The following is a 17,453-nucleotide window of genomic DNA, read 5'->3' on the forward strand; positions in this document are numbered from 1 at the left end:
TAAACAAAAAGCGACGTAATAATTACAACAGAGCTTAGCTCATTAACGTCGTAAACCCGTGCATGCCCATATATACACCAACGGCGCTAATCAAGATCCCCGATAGATAAGGTGCACGACGAGCCACATCGTTCAAACCACTCCACTTCGATGTTGCTTTTTGAACGCCCACTGCCGCGACAACACCAACTGCAACTAAAGTTAACGCTAGACCAATACTGAAAGACACCACCAAGGTTGCACCAAGTGTCATCGCCTTAAGTTGCAAACAAATGAGTAAAACAGTGACCGCCGCCGGGCATGGTATTAACCCACCCGTCAAACCAAACAGAAGTATTTGTCCATTGGTAACATCTCGATCGCCAAAGCGCTTTTGAATATCTAGAGCGTGAGCACGCTCATGAGCATCTTGGTACTCTTTATTCTCACCTTCCGAGTGGGAATCCGCATGAAAATGCACCTCGAAATCGTGGGTGTGATCATGGTGCCCGACCATCAACGTGACGAAAAAATCATCAGAGGCTTCAATACAGGAGGCGGATTCCAAATAGCCATCGCGCTCAATAAAGTGATAAATATCAGAAGGCTGCCTGATTGCGTTAGGTAGCACTAGTTTAACGTTTTCAGCCGTTAAAGGCTTACCGTTAAGTGTGCGTAACTGAAAACGGCAGTGATGCCCTTCTTCTACGATAGAAAGCGATAGATGCCCATGACCAGTATCGACAACTTGCGTTCTCCAGTCTCGAGCTTGCTTATGAGCTTTGTGCCAAGCTCGCTCATCGCTCCACGTTCTCCAGAACATCCATAAACCCGTCGAAACGATAATTACCCCAGAGATAAGCTGCATCCATGGCTCCGCAGCTTCTGCAGTAAATCTTTGACTTATATACATCCCACCCGCAGCAATTATCCATACGATCGCCGTATGGGAAAGCGTTGCAGCCAACCCCAACATCACCGCCTGCTTCACTGTTCCTTTTACGGCCACAATAAACGCGGCCATCATCGTTTTTGAATGTCCTGGCTCTAATCCATGTAACGCTCCTAATAAAATTGCGCTGGGTATAAAAAACCATCCATTACCTTGTTGTAATAATGCGACAAAATCCATTGTTATTCTCAATATGCTCTTCTAAAGTTGCCCCAAACTATACTCCCCCCTAGTATTAAATACTACCCCCCAGTATAAGATAAGTGCTACATTATCAGTTAGAATCTCGCAGTCAGTAACTTAAAGAAGATAAGTCATGTCCCATACAACCAGAGATCAAAAGAAGCTCAATACCCGTGTCAGCAAAATACAGGGTCAGGTGAATGGTCTTAAAAAAATGCTGGAAGAAGAACATGAGTGCCAAGATGTGTTGCAACAAATCGCTGCAATTCGAGGGGCTGTAAATGGCTTAATGAAAGAAGTAATTAAAGGCCATCTCATCGAACACGTCGTATTGGAGGAAGAATTGGAAAAGCGTGAAGCTGATATGGAAGTTGTACTGAAAGTGTTGGACTCCTATATCAAATAACACGATTTCATTAATTTTTTGAAGTGCCATTATCGATTTTCATTAAAATAGATAACGCAAGTCCTAAGGCGATAATTTGCAAATGCCTCGCTCGATATCCAATACATAAACATTTATTTTTATAAGACTCGAGTCGCAACGAACATATTGCCTGCATAGTAAACTCCATGCATTTAAACTGTACATGGAGGTTACTATGCCTGGTGCTTTCGCACATATCACAGCGGTAAATGAAGCTTCTGCTAATAATGCATTGATGAAGTTAAACATACCTCGAGAAGCAAAAAAGGCTTTAGCTCAAAATAAACGGTATTTAGAGCTCGGTTGTGTAAGCCCCGACTATCCTTACCTTGCTCTAATGAGTTCTGCGCAAAATAAGTGGGCAGATAAAATGCATTACAACCACGTTGGTAAGCTAATTGATGCTCTTATTCAACAGGTAAAAGCCGAAGATAACGAACACTTTGAAAAAGCCTTCTCATGGTTATGTGGCTTTGTAGCACATGTAGCAACCGATATTACTCTTCATCCTGTTGTTGAATTAAAAGTGGGCCCTTACGCAGAAAACGCCCAGCAACACAGAATTTGTGAAATGCACCAAGATGCTTATATTTGGCTGTCCAGGATGCAACTCGGAAGTATTGGCCTTGCAGATAGAGTCAGAGAAAACATCGGCAGTTGTGTGGACCAGAATAACAACAACCTAATAGATCCTGTTATTCGTATTATTTGGTCTAATGCTCTTTCAGCTACTTATCCCGAATATGCTAAAGAATGCAAACCTGACGTAAACGTCTGGCACGAAGGATTTCAATCCGTTGTGGACAATGCTGAGGAGTCGCATCGCTTATTTCCTTGGGCGAGGCATGTGGCTTCTAAACTAGGGTTAACTTACCCGCTTCCAAACGAAGTTGACTCTACTTATATTCAGGATTTAGAAACGCCAGATGGTATTAAGCACTACGATGAAATTTTTGATAAGGCGATTAAGACAATCCAAATATTTTGGGAAAAGCTGGCAGCTACCATTTATGAAAACCAAGATACTGGCTTTTTTGAAAATTGGAATTTAGACACTGGCCGAAATGAAAGCGGACAGCTTAGTGCTTGGAGAAATCTATGAAGCTAATCATCGTTATCACCCTTCTTCTCTCATTGACTTCTTGCGCTAACAGCTCTCAATATCCTGAAGAGGTCATGTTTGATATGGCCTCGATTTTAAAAGATGTAGCCCAAGCTGTTGACGGTGAGCTCAAGTTTGGAGACACAGCAGGACTAACAGAGAAAGAAATATTCGAAAATGCGATGTCATCTAATCCAGCTCAAATCACCAAACTCTCACAGTTAGCTATCGATGGAAACATTTCTAATTATCGAATTCTTTCAGAGTTTCAAGGTAATAATGCAGTTATGTTGATATGTGACGGGGATACAGCACTAATGGAAGATGCAGGTTGCAACTCAGAATTTGATAAGATCTATTGGGACTCCCCAAAACCTTACTCATGCCAAATCAAACTTGATGCGGCATCTCTTTGTACTGATTAACAGTAGGGAAAATAGAGGAAATTTATGAGTAATACATGGCTTTAACTTATGCCTGTCATGTATTACTCACAATATGCAGAAACAGGTAATATTTAAAAAGCTCAAGCTTACCTGTAAGAAATCACTACGTTCTGTAAAGCACTTTTACAACATGCCAGCCGAACTTGGTTTTGACTAGGTGTGGCGTCAGAACCTCGCCAGAAAAGCACACTTTGTCGAACTGAGGTACCATTTGACCACGGCGGAACTCACCAAGATCACCACCGCGCTTACCTGACGGGCAAGTGGAATACTTCTTCGCTAGTGTCTGAAACTTTGCGCCTTTTTTCAGTTGCTTGATAATGTCTTCTGCTTGCTCTTTGTGCTTCACAAGAATATGTAATGCGGCTGCTGTATTTGCCATTGATCTATCTCTCACTATTCTGGTCGCGCAAGTGTACCCAATCCCTTTTAACACGCCAAACATTTCTTGTTTATACCTAGGCGGCTTCAAGGTTCAAATACATGGGACTATAAAACTTTCGGCATAACAAGATTAAAATACAACCAAGTTTTGCTCAGTTAATCACTATTCTTTAAGAGATTGTCTAAAAAGCTCACATTTGTCTCTCCGATGGTTGAAGCCTTCGTCTGATAAGATTAGATTAGACACAATTCGGTGGTATTTATAAGGTTATTTCATGGCAAAAGTCGTTAGTAAAGCGAATCAATCTCAGGGCATGTTGATGTTCAAACTCACCCTGCAACAGAGTTTCGCGATAGGCACGCTAAAAGTCCGTGAAATCGTTCCGTATATGCCAACCACGAAGATCCCTTACTCGCATCATCACGTCATTGGCACCGTTACAATACGTAACTTAACAGTGCCTGTGATCGACATGTCAGCGGCTGTCGGCTTTCGTCCTATCAGTGAAGAAGAATACAAGAATTGCTACTTGATCGTGACAGACTGTTTGCGAACCGTGGTCGCCTTTATGGTTCGTAGTATTGAGAAGATCATTGAATGCGATTGGAAAGCCATTGAAACCCCACCAGCAAGCGCTGGGAAAAATATTTTCGTAACAGGTATTACTCGCTACGAAGACAAAACGGTTCAGATGCTGGATGTAGAACTGCTACTTTCCAAAATTTATCCGCAATACGAAAACTCAAAGATCCCGATGCTGACAGATGTTGAACGTGAGCGCCTAAAAGCATTAAGCATTCTTTTGGTGGATGACTCTTCCATCGCTCGTAAACAGCTGTGTGATGCTCTTGATAGTATCAATATCGGATACCAAATTTGTAAAAATGGTTTAGACGCATTAGAGCTGATGAAAAGCGAGGCTGAGGCTCATCGACCAATCGATATTTTGGTCAGTGATATTGAGATGCCAGGGCTTGACGGCTACGAGCTAGCATTCGAAGTACAAAATGACTCCGCTCTTAATCACTCATACCGCATTTTGCATACGTCGTTATCGAGCGAAATCTGTGTAGACAGAGCTCACCAAGTTGGCGCACACGAGGCGCTTGAGAAGTTCAATGCTGGTGAGCTGATTGAAGCCATGCTGCGCGGAGCAAAAGAACTAGAAGCCAAAGCTATGGCTTCTTAACTCTAAACTAAACAGCCAAGAAGCAAATTGTCGAATATGGTGTTTTGCGGCCATTTTTTCGCGCAGAAGCTTTGATGCTCGCAGCTGCTAGTTTCTCAGGTCACTTCTTTGGCATCGAGTAACTACGAGATACAAACTCTGTCTCTTCGACTTGATTGATATGATTAATATAAGAAGCCAAGCTATAAAGTACATTCGCCAATAAGTTCGCGTAACGAAATAGAATGGGGGCAGGTTGCTTCTTACCTGCATGTTCGATCGCAACTAATGCTCGTACCGTTTTTTTAGCTTGGCAGCGGCACAAATGCAATTGACTGGATGCAGGGTACCCTCCGGGTAGAACGAAACCTTTGAATCCACCATCAATGCGTTGCTTAAGCGAATCATAATCTGCCTTTAGCTCCTCAACTTCCGCTTCTGTAATCGCCAGCTTTCCGCGAACCGAACCATTTAGGTGATAAACATTAGGCTGCATTCTTGTCAGTATATCGCGGCTAAACTCGTCCAGATCCATCGCGAGAACTAAACCAATACGACTACAAAGTTCATCTGCCGTGATTTCAAAGTCACAAACTGGACTGTCCTCGTAAATAAAGGGATAGCAAATCTCGCTCAATTCCTTGCTCACAGGCTTCATGCTTTTGTTCCAATATAAAAAGGGAGCCAGTATAACCTAACTCCCCTTATGCGTTCATTATTCCGAATATTCGATATTTACATGACCGGTTTACAATCAAGCACTTTCGATTTTCTTGTGACCTTCTTGAAGGTGAACAAAGTCCACTAAATCGTCGCCAGAGACTTGATACGCTTGACCAAAGCCTTTAACAAACAGTCCCGATTCTGGCTGTAAGTTAAACAACACGAAATCCTCTAGTTGGCTGAGACCATCAATTATCTCACCAAAACGCTCTTTCATTTGTCCAACAACTTGTTGCCACATCTCTGTGTCTCGCTCAACCACATTTGCTACCGCATCAAAAGTTAAGCGCTTACGAGCAAACAACTGCTTTGAAGATTCTTCATCTTCGATCATCATCAAAGAAACGTTAGGATTTTCTAGAAGGTTACGAGCATGACGAGCGATTTTAGAAATGAGTACGAAGTAGCCTTCCTGATTTTGGACATAAGGCGCGTAACTTACATTAGGGCGACCTTCTGCATCGACAGTTGCAAGCTGAAGTGTACGACGCTCCTGACGAAACTCTTTGATCTCTGGCCCTAAACGACCTTGCAAACGCTCTTGTTTAACTTGTTGATCCATATTGATACCTGACTTTACTAATTAGTATTCGAGTTGAGCCTCGATTATGTTTGTGATTACTTTTTCAATTCGGCTTGTAAGGCGCGGAATGCGGTGACTTGATCTTCAAGTAGCTCGCGCTTTTCGTTACGGCCTAAATAAACTTTGAAAATATTGCTTCCGCACTCAGAGAAAAAGCCAAAATAGTGACTCTCTCTACCCATAAACGGTTTGCTGACCAACGCTACATTTTTAACATTATCTAGCTTCAAGTGACCGTGTAGCTCACCTTCTCTGCCCATTAAATTGTAATAGCCACGCGCCACTTTTCCCTTTGGGAATGGCGCTTTGACTTCAAAAATAGAGCCAAAAGAGTGAACAATAGTCGTCACCGGGCCGAAACCAACCAAACCTTCTAGAATGCTTTGTGCTTGCGCTCCTGGAGCGATGGCCACCATTTCCTGCGGCAAAGCCGCAACAACCTCAAATTCAGAAATACCGAGACGTTCTGCCATCGCTGCTGGCAATAATTGCGGTTCTTGCTCTAGTAATGCTTCAACTTGTTGTTTGATTGATTCCATATGTTTTCCGTCTTTTTTCAATTTTTTCATTAATTATTGGATACTTTCGGTACGGTTTCGTTCATCTCTGACGTAAGTACCTGAATACAACCTTGAGCCAATGAAACGGCCCAGAAACTGCCTGCAAGAGTAAGAAGTAGGCTACGTTCATGCAGTTCCACTAAACCTTTTTGCTGCCACACTTTAAATAGAGGCATTAAAAACCCGAACGTGTCCTCCCCCATAAACGATGGCAGTTGGTTTGCCTGAACGATACCGCGATCAAACCCAGATTTGAGTGCAGCAAATAGTGGCTCTAGAGGGCTTTGCTTCATCATCATAGCAATGGTACTTTGCCCTTCTTTGATGGCTTTAATATAGGTCGCCAATGTGCGATGTTGCATCATCCCGTAACCACCGATATTACCTCCAGCGCCACAGCCAATTGGCAGTACCTCTGCATATGTCTTGGCTAAACTGTTGTATAAACTACGTTCACGGTTATCGATTGCCCAATGGTTCACACTCAGTTGCTTCATATGGTGTTTGGCCATAAAGTTCACACCGAGCTCATACATGCCTGCTTTTTCTGGCGTGGTAGCTGGTGGGGGGATTTTTCCTTTTTCTACAAGGTTAAGCATGGGTGCTGAACCACCGACGACCAACTGATATAAGTCCAACCCGTGTGCGCCAGTCGAGAGAAAATCATTTAAATCTTGCTCTAACACTTCTTTGGTTTGATAAGGCAAGCCGTAGAGTAAATCGATAATGACAGGAATTTTGTCTTCGTTGGCAATCTCGCTAACTCGCTTTAGCACACCTTCTCTATCATCTAATCGTTTCGCGCTGCGACGCACTTGTGTATTAAAACTTTGTACACCAAAAGAGAAACGATTAAATCCACCGTCGAGAGCGCCTTGGTATAGCTCATCAGAAAAACGGTTGATGCGACCTTCTAAGGTGATTTCACAATCCGCAGCCAAAGGAAAGTGCTCATGAATCGCCTGACCTAACACGCGAACCTGTGCTGGAGACAGATCCGTTGGCGTTCCACCACCGATATACACAGCATGGAAAATACCGTTTTGTGTCCAAGGCAGTGCAGCTTTCTCCTTGAGCTCCTGCATCAGTGCGTCAAAGTACTCATCAACCAGTGCGCGGCTCGCAGCATTTTGAAAGAAGTTACAAAAGGTGCAACGTACGCGACAAAATGGAACGTGAATATAAAGACAACGTTTATTGGTCGCTTTAACCGAGTTAGCGGTAACGCTTGAAAAAATCGCCTGTTGCTGAGGTGGAGGTACAGGCACGCTCGCTCCGCCAGCGTGTGCCGAATGTTTCTTAACAAAGGCAAATCGCAATGGGTCAGGGCTATCGCTTCCCAACACTGATTCGTCAAATTTATCGATATCGACGCTCATATATACTCGCTTAGCTCCCACCATATAAGGGGTAGAGGCTGGTCTTTAAAAATCTGCAAGAATCATAATTTGAGCGTAATGATAATGCAATTGATAATTGATCTTATTTCGGTTGTGAGTAATAATCTGCTCAAGTTTTCATAGTTTCCCGAGATATTCCGTGAACGTACAAAGATATGTCATTGCAGGAGGTGCTTCCCTTGCCATCCATGCCGCACTTCTTTTTGTTTCTCAAGAAACGAAAGTGTTCGCGATGCCTGCTGGAAATCCAGCAAGTTCGGTAAGTTTAAACCTTGTATCGGCACCACCACCTACCGTCGAAACATCCACGCCAGAAAATGTGGCGCCACCAAAAGAACCGCAGCCTCAGGAGCAGCCTGAGCCGGAAAAGAAGATCGTAAAGAAACAGGTCGTTAAGAAAGACGCTGTTAAGAAAAAGGTAGTGAAGAAAAAAACAGAGCCGGTCAAACAATCTAAGCCTAAGACGGTGGAACCAGCCAAAGCCGTAACAAAACAAGAGAATCAGCCCGAAGCCAAACCGAAGAAAAAAACGGAACCGGCGAAGAAAGAGATGGTCGCTCAGCAAACCGCGCCAGCGAGCCAATCCAAAGGGGCAACGTCTCAACCTATTTTGGTCGACAAACCAACGTTTGTGAATCAACCAACTCAGCCTCGCTACCCAAGATCTGCACAAAGACGCGGTATCGAAGGCGTAGCCTTATATGAAATATGGCTCGATGAAAATGGCAATCAAATTAAACAGGTTTTGATTGAGTCTTCCGGCACAGAATCGCTGGACGCCTCAGCGCTTCGTGCCATCAAACAGTGGCAATTTACACCACATATTTCGGGCGGGCTAAAAGTGGCTCACCGAGTACAAGTACCTGTTCGTTTTAAGTTGGATGGATAATGGAACAACTACAAGAATTACAAACTCAACTTGGCCTAATGACATGGCCTTTGATCATTTGCTCAGCCCTCACCGTCATGATCATTACCGAGCGGTTATTCCACGTTTTGATTAGCCTTGGCGTCGGGAAACGAGCCATTCGCCAAAAACTCATTGGGTTAGACCCAACGAATGGAAACGATCTTGAGACGCTTGCAGAAGAATTGTCGCATAAGCGACCGCTCCTTTATCGTGGCGTTGCCATGTTGCTTGCCCATCACTCTTTCTCAAAGTCTCTAAGAGAAGATGCCGCAGGCATTTGGCTACAAGAAAAACGTCATCAGCTGCATTCTGGCCTTCGCTTACTGACGTTGATTGGCGTCATTAGCCCTTTGATTGGTTTGCTTGGTACGGTACTTGGCTTAATTGAGATGTTCAAAGGCATCGCTGTCTCAACGGGGAATATCACCCCGAATGATTTGGCAGACGGTCTAGGCTTGGCCATGCGCACTACTGCAGCAGGTCTTATTATCGCCCTTCCTGCGATTTCAGGAGCACAAATCATTGGTTTGTGGGCGGATCGTGTGATCGCCAAACTCGAACACACATTAAACTATGTCAACTTATGGCTTGAAGGTATCTCTCTGCAACACGTGTCGCCAGACAATTCAACATTAGCAGTGCGCTCTTCTGTAAAGGTCGAGGCAGAAGCACAATGATTAAAACGCCACAAGACAACACTCGTAACGACTTAACTCCAGATTTAACACCGCTGTTGGACATCATTTTTATCGTAATGGTTTTCCTGATGTTAACTGCAGCGGTCAAGCTCGATTCATTAGATGTCAATTTACCGAGTACAGAATCTCAGGCCGTTGCAGATGTCGATAAGCAATCCATCACGGTAAATATTCTCAAAGACGAGCCTTACTGGGCCATTAACGGCAAGACATACATCGATTGGGACAACTTTACCCTCGCGCTGCTAGAAGAGAGTAAATCAAGCGATAAACCGATTGTGATTGGAGCAGAAAAAACCGCGAACATTCAGTCGCTAGTTCAACTTCTCGGCTTTTTACAAGAAAACGGAATTCAGGCAACTCAGTTACTCACTGAAGAGCCATCATAAAAATAAGTAAGATAGAGATCCTTTCAAAATGAAGAACACACGTGCCACCATTCATGCTGTTGTTACGGCTGCCATTTCCCTACTTGCGAGTAGCCAACTTTTTGCCAATGAAACACCATCATCAGAGCGTGTTGTTAGTGCAGGCAGTGCCGTCACTGAACTGTTGCTTGAACTCGACGCCAAAGATAGCTTGGTTGCTATCGACGTAACCAGTCAGTTACCAAAAGGCATGGAGCTGCCTAAAGTAGGCTACCATCGCCGCCTTTCAGCAGAAGGGTTGCTCGCCTTACGTCCGACAAAAGTCATTGGCTCTGATGAGATGGGACCGAAAACGGCATTGAACCAATTAAAAGCAGCGGGGGTAGATGTAGAAATCGTCAATACCGATGCCAACGTTGAGGGCCTTTACCAACGTATCGATCAAATTGCGAACCTTATGAATCGCCAGGCTAAAGCGGAAGATTTAAAGCAAGATGTGAAAGCACAAGTTCAAGCACTCAATGCAAATCAACCTGCTCAAGCTCAGAAAAAGAAAGTACTGTTTCTACTCATCCATGAAGGTCGACCTGCGAACGTTGCAGGATCAGAAACCACACCCGATGCAATTATCCAGCTAGCAGGAGGACAAAACCCAGCTGCTGACCAGCTGTCTTCTTACAAGCCTTTATCCACAGAAGCCATGGTAGAGATGCAGCCTGACGTTATTCTCGTTAGCGGTCGCAGCTATGAAACGCTGGGCGGTGCCGATGCGATTTTAAAAGCAATGCCACTTCTCGCCGCAACACCTGCGGGAATGAATAAAAATATCATCACGATTGACGGTCACGCCCTTGTTGGTGGTTTGGGTCTTAAAAGCCTTGCAGAAGCCGAGCGTTTGAATACGCTGCTTTACCCATAGAGACATGGCATGTTGTTAAGACGTATCTCCCTTTCAACGACGTTATCCGTACTTAGTGGCTTTTTAGCATTTGTTGCTATCGCCTCTATTACCGTTGGTCCAATGAGCATTAGTTTCACTGACAGTTTGCGTAGCCTAACAGGAAGCAGTTCTGATCTCGCTCCTCACATTCAGTTGGTGATTAATGAGATCCGATTACCTCGCACCATTTTATGTATGTTCATCGGGGCTATTTTGGCGATTTGTGGCGTGGTTATGCAGGGCTTATTCCGCAACCCGTTGGCCGAACCCGGCATCATTGGCGTGTCTGCTGGCGCTGCTCTTGGTGGTGCATTCGCTATTGTTGTATTTGCTGAGTTTAGCCAAAACTATCCGCAGCTAATGAACTTAGCTGCACTGCCTCTTTTTGCTTTCCTAGGTGGTGCGTTGACGACCATTCTCGTTTATAAGCTCGGCACAAGTAAATTTGGTACCTCTGTGACGATTATGTTGTTAGCTGGTGTTGCCATCAGCGCGCTTTCAGGAGCGGCGATCGGTTACATGAACTTTATTGCTGATGATCAGATGCTACGAGATCTAACACTTTGGTCGATGGGCTCATTAGCTGGCGCAAATTGGTCGGGGATAGGCCTATCCGCTGTCACGCTGGTCGTCCTATTATTCTGGTTCCAGAAAAAATCGATGGCGCTGAATGCTCTTCTGCTAGGGGAATCAGAAGCAAGACACTTGGGAGTTCCGGTCCAAAAACTCAAACGACAGCTTATTTTGCTCTCTGCATTGGGGGTTGGTATTACGGTGAGTATTAGTGGTGCAATTGGTTTTATCGGGCTCGTGATTCCTCACTTAGGACGCATGCTAGCAGGCCCCGACCATCGAACGCTACTGCCAATCTCTGCACTCATGGGAGCGCTGCTTCTTACCGCTGCTGATATGTTTGCTCGTATTGCCGTGGCACCAGCAGAATTACCCGTCGGTATCGTGACCGCCTTGATCGGTGCACCCTTCTTCATCTACTTATTGTTCCAGCAGAAAGGGAAGATTTTGTAATGAACCAGATCGTTTTATCGGGTAAAAACATTTCGATGAAATTTGGCAAGCGAATTGTTCTCGATGACATCAATATTGATATCCGAGCTGGTGAAGTGACCGCCCTACTTGGCCCCAACGGTGCGGGCAAAAGTACTTTGCTCAAGCTTCTGTGTGGTGAAATCTCTTCAAATCATGACATCGCCTACTTCGGTAAACAAAAGCATGATTGGGAGCCTGAAAAAAGCGCAAAACACATTGCGATGCTTCCACAGCACAGTACCTTGACCTTCCCATTTCTAGCCAGAGAAGTGGTCGAATTAGGCGCGATTCCGCTATCGCTGTCCAATAAAGAAACAACTAAGTTAGCTTTACATTACATGGAACAAACCGATGTAATGCATTTGGCAGAAAGCCTCTACCCATCTTTATCTGGTGGCGAAAAGCAACGATTACATCTAGCACGCGTGATGACACAGCTACACCAATCTGGCGAGGAACGAATCTTGATGCTTGATGAGCCAACCTCTGCGTTAGATCTCGCCCACCAACACAACACGTTAAAGATTGCTCGTGAGGCCGCGAAAATACAGAACGCCGCAGTCGTTGTCGTGTTGCATGACTTGAATTTAGCCTCCCAGTACGCAGACCGACTTGTACTTTTACATAACGGAAAACTGGTTTGTGATGACACACCATGGAATGCACTGACGCCAGAACGCATTGAGCACGTTTATGGCTACCGCTCCATCGTGACAAAACATCCAACTTTAGACTTTCCTCAAGTTCACGCCGCCGCTTAGCGTGTATCTCTTCTGAGCCGTCTCTTCTGCTTTCCAAACGACAAAGGCCCGCAATAATCATATTGCGGGCCTTTGCTTTGATATTTAATCGAATCTTGGGCTCAAAAGAGCGGCGAGAAAATTACTGTGTTCTGCCTTGGCTTTACAACCAAAGCAGCAAACAAGTGTTCATCTAGCGCTCTCAATTGCTATTACTTACTCATTTGGATCAATGAACGACCAATCAACCACTCGAGCTCTTTGTCACCACCTGCGCCAAACTGGCTTTCAACCATTTTGTATAAACGGTCAATACCGTTAGCAGCAAATTCTTGCGCATTTTCGGCCGTGACAATGTGATGGAATAGCAGTCGTAAAATCGCGAGGAACTCAGCATCTTCCAGTGCTTTAATCCAACTTTGTGAAAATGCACTTAGCCCTTTATCAAACTCTAGGTGTTCAATAAACATTTTAAAGATACGGCCATCCAGTGCGGCGGTGAAGTCCGTTTTCTTAGGGAAGTGATGGCTAATACCGGTACGAGATATACCTGTCTGCTGACTTAGAGTCGTGTACGACATTTTGTCGTAACCTAGTCTTAGTAGCTGATCAACAACGGCATCCATGATCTTTTGGATAGTGATTTCGGTATCTTCTTTACTACGCTTTGGCATATTTTAAGCTCTTCTCTTTGTAAATCCATCTAACTCACTATTAAATGAGGCCAGAATGAAATCATTCTTAGCATTATACCCAATTAGCCCAAGGCACTTCGTTAAGCGAAACCTAAAAATTGAACCGCTAACACCTGCGCATTAAGGCCGTTTGGATATATGTACTGCGACTACTTAATATAAAGTTAAGTTCCAAATCATAACGTCTTTACACTGCGTAATGTGCAATTTGCAGTTATGTTTTTGTCAATACATGCTACTCAAAATAAGGCGAAAAGTTAGTCTCATCAAAACCTTGCGCCAATTATTCATCGAAACTATTCAAAGACCAAGAATGATAATTATTAAAAATAATCAATCAAGAAATAGTCTTATAAATTGTCCATTAGTTCAACTGGGCTGAGCGAAATCTCGTCACTATGTTCGTTAATTGATTTTAAATGTTGATATATATCACATTAACGTTCTTGATGATTTAGTAATCCAATCTTTAACCCTTACTTAACAAGCGCCTATTCTGTTCTTTTTTTATTCAAAACTCGTCATTTTTGTAGATACAGATCAAATACCTGATAGAATACCCTTAGTATTTACAAGAGGATTCGTTATGAGTGTCGAATTAGAACAAAACCAAGTATGTGAAGCTTGCGGCTGCGCAGGCGAGATTGGCTTCATCATCAAAGAAGGTGACGAAGTTGCCGACGTAACGGTTTTCGCACAGACAAAAACAGAGCTAGAGTCTGAACTACAAAAATACATTGAGCTCGCTAAATCAGTATGTGCTGATGTTGAATACAATGTTTCTGAAATAACAGAAGAGTCAAACCAAGCGACGGCTCGATTCAAATTTGAAGTAAGTGCTGAAAAGCTTATCTTTGAATTAAAAACTCGCTCACTCGCGCGTTAATGGAAAAAGCGAGCTCTGTGCTCGCTTTTTTATTTTTCCGTTATCCTAATATTAAACAGACCGTTTTTTGGCGTTTATTTATCTTTTTTGAATACCACCCACTTTAACGAACCATTCGTTTCAAAATCGTTCTCAGCTGTACACATCAGTAATACACCCTCAACATTAATCACGGCTCCGGTGGTGTAGGCTTTATCATCGTAGTAACAGATACGCTGACCTACCTTGCCGTCAGCGACCACCAGCGCTTTGCTTTCTGGCGTACTGTATGATTTAGCAAAAGCGGCCCCAGATAGTAGTACTGCGACAACACCAGCGGAAAAAATAGACGCTCTTTTTAACTTCATGAAAATCTCCCTCAGACGCTCATGATACTAACAAGGACGCTTGTTCAGTTCTTGGCAGAACCTCATATTCTTCATATCTCTACTGATATTTTTCTCACATTTACTTTTAAATAAACTATATAATCAATCACTTAATCATTCCCTAACTTGCACACTGAAGCAACTCGGCATCGTGAGAGCGTGTATGCTTTCAGATAAAGCCCTAATTTGAAGTTCTTGGGCTAAAAATCAAAAACTGTTAACAAAGTATGCATAATGAGTCTATTTAAGTATAAGATGAGCACTTAAGATCTCTATGTTTAACTAAGTCTCTGGCTATGCGTTTTGTTTCCCTTTTCCTTACCTTGATGCTGCTCTGCTTCCCATCTTTCGCATATGAGCTAGATTACTACTCTAAGTTTGGTCACACCGATAATTACGGTAATCTTGATCTACGAAACAAACCTTACACCCAATTACCTTCTGGGTTAGTGGTCAAAGGCAACTTAAATATCTCGCAAACCCCGATCAAAAAGCTGCCTAAGGGGCTTGATGTTGGAGGCAGTTTGGAAGCAACCAACAGCGCACTCAAAACCATTCGCTCAGGTACAAAGATAAAAGGTTATGCGAATCTACTGGGTAGTAAGATCGAAAGCTGGCCTAGGGGCATCAAACTCGGCGGTTATCTGAACTTGACGGATACACCATTAAAAACGCTCCCAGCTAAACTTCGAGTCAAAGGCGATTTAAGTGTTATTCGCACTCCTATCTCTGCTCTTCCTGAAGGATTGGTGGTTGATGGTAACCTTTATATAGGAGGATCAGCGCTACAAGTATTTCCAGACACGATGACGGTGAAAGGGAATATCTTTTTAGGTGGCAACAAGATTACCAAGTGGCCTAGCAATTTAACCCTTGGCGGGGCCGTTGCTCCTTAAAAAGTAGACAAAAAAAGCCCCGGAAAACCGAGGCTTTAAGGCGTTCATAATCCATCAATTCAGTGATGAATATTACTCTTGGTTGTTCACTGGGTTGGCATAGCTCGCCACCAAATAAGGTCTTGCCCCTTCAGGTAACTGCTCCAATTTATCCGCAAGATGACGTTTCACCGCCTCTGTGATGATGCTCGAATCTTCGCGTCCAGCAGCTAACAAGTTGATTGGGTACAACTTGTAGTTATTGTGAATTTGGCGGTCGATTTCACCGGCAAGAGATTCTGGCGTTTCAAACTCTTGATCAATCACATCACCAAACGCGACATGCACACGACCTTTATAACCAATGATGCCCTGAATGATGCTTTCGATATCTTCAAATTCACCTTTTTCATAACGGCCATTTTCTGCTTTTTCGTACAGCTCTTTTGCTTTGGCAATGTCACATGGATCATTTTCATAGGCAATCGAGACAGGAACGATTTTCAAAGAACGCGTGTATTCACCAAAGCTGATCTTCTGCTTGCGGCCTTCAACATGGAACATTTTTAAAATCGCAGGATCAGTAAAGTCGTTTCCATCTTTGGCACGACCTTCCTTTTGGGCAATCCAAATTGAATTACCGGTATCAAGCGAGTGTTTAATGTAGCTCGACAGTTGTCCTAATGCTTTCATCATTTCTCTAGGCGCCTTAGCAGAGCGCTTAACGATGAAGCTTTTATTGAGTCGCATCAATTCAGTCGCACATGGCTTCTTCAGCAGGTTGTCACCAATCGCAATACGAACTGTACGGTGCCCACTTTGGTACAAGCCATAGTTTACTAGCGCAGGGTCCATCGCAATATCACGGTGGTTAGAAACGAATAAGTACGACGTGTTTTTATCCAGCTTATCCAAACCAGAAAAAGTGACGCCATCCGTTGTCTTATTCAATGTATCTTTCAGATACTTCTTCACTTCAATCTGAATCGCTTCTACTGAATCAAGCTTGCTCCATTTAGCTTTCAGATAGATGCGCAGGATCGGGCTCATTAGCGTTTTAAACCACGCTGCTTTATTAGCAAAGCGATGATCGAGAATAGCAGTGATAAATTCATCATCTTGGATTAGACGATCCAGCGCTGCTGGAATTTCTTCGTCATTGTAAGGACGAATTTCAATATAAGGATCGGTATTGGCAGTCATTGTTCATTACATATCAAAAAAAGCTGGCACATTTTACGCATAGTTTTGCTGACAAGCAGCATTTCAACCCATACTTTTAACATGGTCATACCAGTTAGGCTACAATTTCTCATGCTAAAAAATTCTCTCAGCTGGTTGGAATCGTATAGGTTTAACGTTACCCTTAGCGCCAAAAAACACTGGTACTCATAATGAACTACGCAATTGAATTTCACGACGCTAAATACCCCTTTCTTGAAGTAGCTGCGCGCAAAAAAGCACTGAAGCACAGTCTGCTGTCTGTCGTCGAAGGGTTAGCCGTCATTAAATTGGGTAAGCAGGAGTATGCCATTGAACCAGGCCAATATTTTTGGATTCCTCAAGGATGTTTGAGCTCCCTCACCTTTTTACCTAATTCTCGTGTATATCGTTGTGATTTTTCTGTGCGTTTAAATGATGACTTCTCACAACAAGCAGGGTTTGTGAAACCTTCACCACTGCTAAAAGCCCTCGTCGAGAAACTAGCAACAACAGCCGAGCGCTCAGATCTGCAAACCGATCTGCTGACGGTAGTAAGACATGAAGTATTGACTCTCTCCCCTAAACTAGCGCACTCAACGTTAACAAAAACCATCAATCAGTGGACGCCTGGTTGTGACATGGACATTTCTAAAGAGCTGTGCTTGGTACTGACACTCCGTGAAGCAAGAAAAATGAAGCTGTCGGGAAAGAAAGAAGAGCAGATTGTCGATACGCTTTTTGCGGGTAACACAGAAGAATATGAGCAACTTTGTTTTTTGGTCTTTGGAGAAGCGCTATAACTCGCATTCTAACGA

General features: G+C 43.6%; 22 protein-coding genes. 13 read left to right on the forward strand and 9 right to left on the reverse strand.

Going from position 1 to position 17,453, the window contains the following annotated elements:
- Positions 1-34: 34 nt before the first annotated feature.
- Entirely contained in the window at positions 35-1,111 is a 1,077-nt protein-coding gene (locus L3V27_RS05610) for a nickel/cobalt efflux protein RcnA (RefSeq protein ID WP_237311246.1), read from the reverse strand.
- Positions 1,112-1,247: 136 nt separating this feature from the next.
- Between L3V27_RS05610 and rcnR the strand changes: the two genes are divergently transcribed.
- From rcnR to L3V27_RS05625, 3 genes are all read left to right on the forward strand, one after another.
- A complete protein-coding gene (gene rcnR, locus L3V27_RS05615; RefSeq protein WP_046873754.1) occupies positions 1,248-1,520 on the forward strand; it encodes a Ni(II)/Co(II)-binding transcriptional repressor RcnR in 273 nt (90 codons plus the stop codon).
- Between the two features lie 196 nt (positions 1,521-1,716).
- On the forward strand, positions 1,717-2,643 hold the full coding sequence (locus tag L3V27_RS05620; RefSeq protein WP_237311248.1) for a zinc dependent phospholipase C family protein: 927 nt from the start codon (positions 1,717-1,719) through the stop codon (positions 2,641-2,643).
- Positions 2,640-3,068 (forward strand): hypothetical protein, encoded by a 429-nt coding sequence (locus L3V27_RS05625; protein WP_237311250.1) that lies wholly within the window; start codon positions 2,640-2,642, stop codon positions 3,066-3,068. Before L3V27_RS05620 ends, L3V27_RS05625 begins: the two co-directional genes overlap by 4 nt.
- A 124-nt stretch (positions 3,069-3,192) precedes the next feature.
- Here the strand turns inward: L3V27_RS05625 and ppiC are convergent, their stop codons facing one another.
- A complete protein-coding gene (ppiC, locus tag L3V27_RS05630) occupies positions 3,193-3,534 on the reverse strand; it encodes a peptidylprolyl isomerase PpiC (RefSeq protein ID WP_074189873.1) in 342 nt (113 codons plus the stop codon).
- A 214-nt stretch (positions 3,535-3,748) separates the two neighbouring features.
- Between ppiC and L3V27_RS05635 the strand changes: the two genes are divergently transcribed.
- Positions 3,749-4,663 carry a chemotaxis protein gene (locus L3V27_RS05635; RefSeq protein WP_005392519.1) on the forward strand — a complete coding sequence of 305 codons (915 nt, stop codon included), beginning with the start codon at positions 3,749-3,751 and terminating at the stop codon, positions 4,661-4,663.
- 100 nt (positions 4,664-4,763) lie between these two features.
- On the opposite strand, the gene L3V27_RS05640 is transcribed toward L3V27_RS05635, so the two are convergent.
- From L3V27_RS05640 to hutW, 4 genes are all read right to left on the reverse strand, one after another.
- Complete coding sequence (locus L3V27_RS05640; RefSeq protein ID WP_005392518.1) at positions 4,764-5,300, reverse strand: ATP--cob(I)alamin adenosyltransferase; 537 nt, start codon at positions 5,298-5,300, stop codon at positions 4,764-4,766.
- A 96-nt stretch (positions 5,301-5,396) separates the two neighbouring features.
- Positions 5,397-5,927 (reverse strand): heme utilization protein HutZ, encoded by a 531-nt coding sequence (gene hutZ, locus L3V27_RS05645; protein ID WP_104972830.1) that lies wholly within the window; start codon positions 5,925-5,927, stop codon positions 5,397-5,399.
- A 56-nt stretch (positions 5,928-5,983) separates the two neighbouring features.
- Positions 5,984-6,487, reverse strand: a complete 504-nt coding sequence (gene hutX / locus L3V27_RS05650; RefSeq protein WP_047008487.1) for a heme utilization cystosolic carrier protein HutX — start codon at positions 6,485-6,487, stop codon at positions 5,984-5,986.
- 29 nt (positions 6,488-6,516) lie between these two features.
- Complete coding sequence (hutW, locus tag L3V27_RS05655; RefSeq protein WP_237311252.1) at positions 6,517-7,887, reverse strand: heme anaerobic degradation radical SAM methyltransferase ChuW/HutW; 1,371 nt, start codon at positions 7,885-7,887, stop codon at positions 6,517-6,519.
- A 160-nt stretch (positions 7,888-8,047) separates the two neighbouring features.
- On the opposite strand from hutW, the gene L3V27_RS05660 reads away from it, so the two are divergent.
- The 6 genes from L3V27_RS05660 to L3V27_RS05685 are packed head-to-tail and all read left to right on the forward strand — an operon-like array spanning position 8,048 to position 12,632.
- Positions 8,048-8,797: an energy transducer TonB gene (locus tag L3V27_RS05660; protein WP_237311254.1), complete on the forward strand. Its 750-nt coding sequence runs from the start codon at positions 8,048-8,050 to the stop codon at positions 8,795-8,797.
- Positions 8,797-9,495 (forward strand): MotA/TolQ/ExbB proton channel family protein, encoded by a 699-nt coding sequence (locus L3V27_RS05665; protein ID WP_237311256.1) that lies wholly within the window; start codon positions 8,797-8,799, stop codon positions 9,493-9,495. Before L3V27_RS05660 ends, L3V27_RS05665 begins: the two co-directional genes overlap by 1 nt.
- Positions 9,492-9,905: a biopolymer transporter ExbD gene (locus L3V27_RS05670; RefSeq protein ID WP_005392512.1), complete on the forward strand. Its 414-nt coding sequence runs from the start codon at positions 9,492-9,494 to the stop codon at positions 9,903-9,905. Before L3V27_RS05665 ends, L3V27_RS05670 begins: the two co-directional genes overlap by 4 nt.
- 28 nt (positions 9,906-9,933) lie before the next feature.
- Positions 9,934-10,803: a helical backbone metal receptor gene (locus L3V27_RS05675; protein WP_237311258.1), complete on the forward strand. Its 870-nt coding sequence runs from the start codon at positions 9,934-9,936 to the stop codon at positions 10,801-10,803.
- A 9-nt stretch (positions 10,804-10,812) separates the two neighbouring features.
- Positions 10,813-11,850: an iron ABC transporter permease gene (locus tag L3V27_RS05680; protein ID WP_012842435.1), complete on the forward strand. Its 1,038-nt coding sequence runs from the start codon at positions 10,813-10,815 to the stop codon at positions 11,848-11,850.
- Positions 11,850-12,632 carry a heme ABC transporter ATP-binding protein gene (locus L3V27_RS05685; protein ID WP_237311260.1) on the forward strand — a complete coding sequence of 261 codons (783 nt, stop codon included), beginning with the start codon at positions 11,850-11,852 and terminating at the stop codon, positions 12,630-12,632. The genes L3V27_RS05680 and L3V27_RS05685 overlap by 1 nt, the downstream gene beginning before the upstream one ends.
- 191 nt (positions 12,633-12,823) lie before the next feature.
- On the opposite strand, the gene L3V27_RS05690 is transcribed toward L3V27_RS05685, so the two are convergent.
- Positions 12,824-13,285, reverse strand: coding sequence for a TetR/AcrR family transcriptional regulator (locus L3V27_RS05690; RefSeq protein ID WP_005392508.1), 462 nt, complete (start codon positions 13,283-13,285; stop codon positions 12,824-12,826).
- A gap of 607 nt (positions 13,286-13,892) precedes the next feature.
- On the opposite strand from L3V27_RS05690, the gene L3V27_RS05695 reads away from it, so the two are divergent.
- Positions 13,893-14,192 carry a YfcZ/YiiS family protein gene (locus tag L3V27_RS05695; protein WP_182018262.1) on the forward strand — a complete coding sequence of 100 codons (300 nt, stop codon included), beginning with the start codon at positions 13,893-13,895 and terminating at the stop codon, positions 14,190-14,192.
- 74 nt (positions 14,193-14,266) lie between these two features.
- Here the strand turns inward: L3V27_RS05695 and L3V27_RS05700 are convergent, their stop codons facing one another.
- The gene (locus tag L3V27_RS05700) at positions 14,267-14,539 is read right to left on the reverse strand and encodes a YnjH family protein (protein ID WP_237311262.1); all 273 of its coding nucleotides are present in this window, start codon (positions 14,537-14,539) and stop codon (positions 14,267-14,269) included.
- A 317-nt stretch (positions 14,540-14,856) separates the two neighbouring features.
- Here L3V27_RS05700 and L3V27_RS05705 point away from each other — a divergent pair, with 317 nt between their 5' ends.
- Positions 14,857-15,456, forward strand: coding sequence for a hypothetical protein (locus tag L3V27_RS05705; protein ID WP_031780261.1), 600 nt, complete (start codon positions 14,857-14,859; stop codon positions 15,454-15,456).
- Positions 15,457-15,528: 72 nt separating this feature from the next.
- On the opposite strand, the gene L3V27_RS05710 is transcribed toward L3V27_RS05705, so the two are convergent.
- On the reverse strand, positions 15,529-16,638 hold the full coding sequence (locus L3V27_RS05710) for a 1-acyl-sn-glycerol-3-phosphate acyltransferase (RefSeq protein WP_006742201.1): 1,110 nt from the start codon (positions 16,636-16,638) through the stop codon (positions 15,529-15,531).
- A gap of 191 nt (positions 16,639-16,829) precedes the next feature.
- On the opposite strand from L3V27_RS05710, the gene L3V27_RS05715 reads away from it, so the two are divergent.
- Entirely contained in the window at positions 16,830-17,438 is a 609-nt protein-coding gene (locus L3V27_RS05715) for a hypothetical protein (RefSeq protein ID WP_047008435.1), read from the forward strand.
- The last annotated feature ends 15 nt before the right edge of the window (positions 17,439-17,453 follow it).

This window comes from Vibrio sp. J2-3(2022), assembly GCF_021725735.1.
In the GTDB taxonomy this organism is placed as follows: Bacteria; Pseudomonadota; Gammaproteobacteria; order Enterobacterales; family Vibrionaceae; genus Vibrio; species Vibrio diabolicus.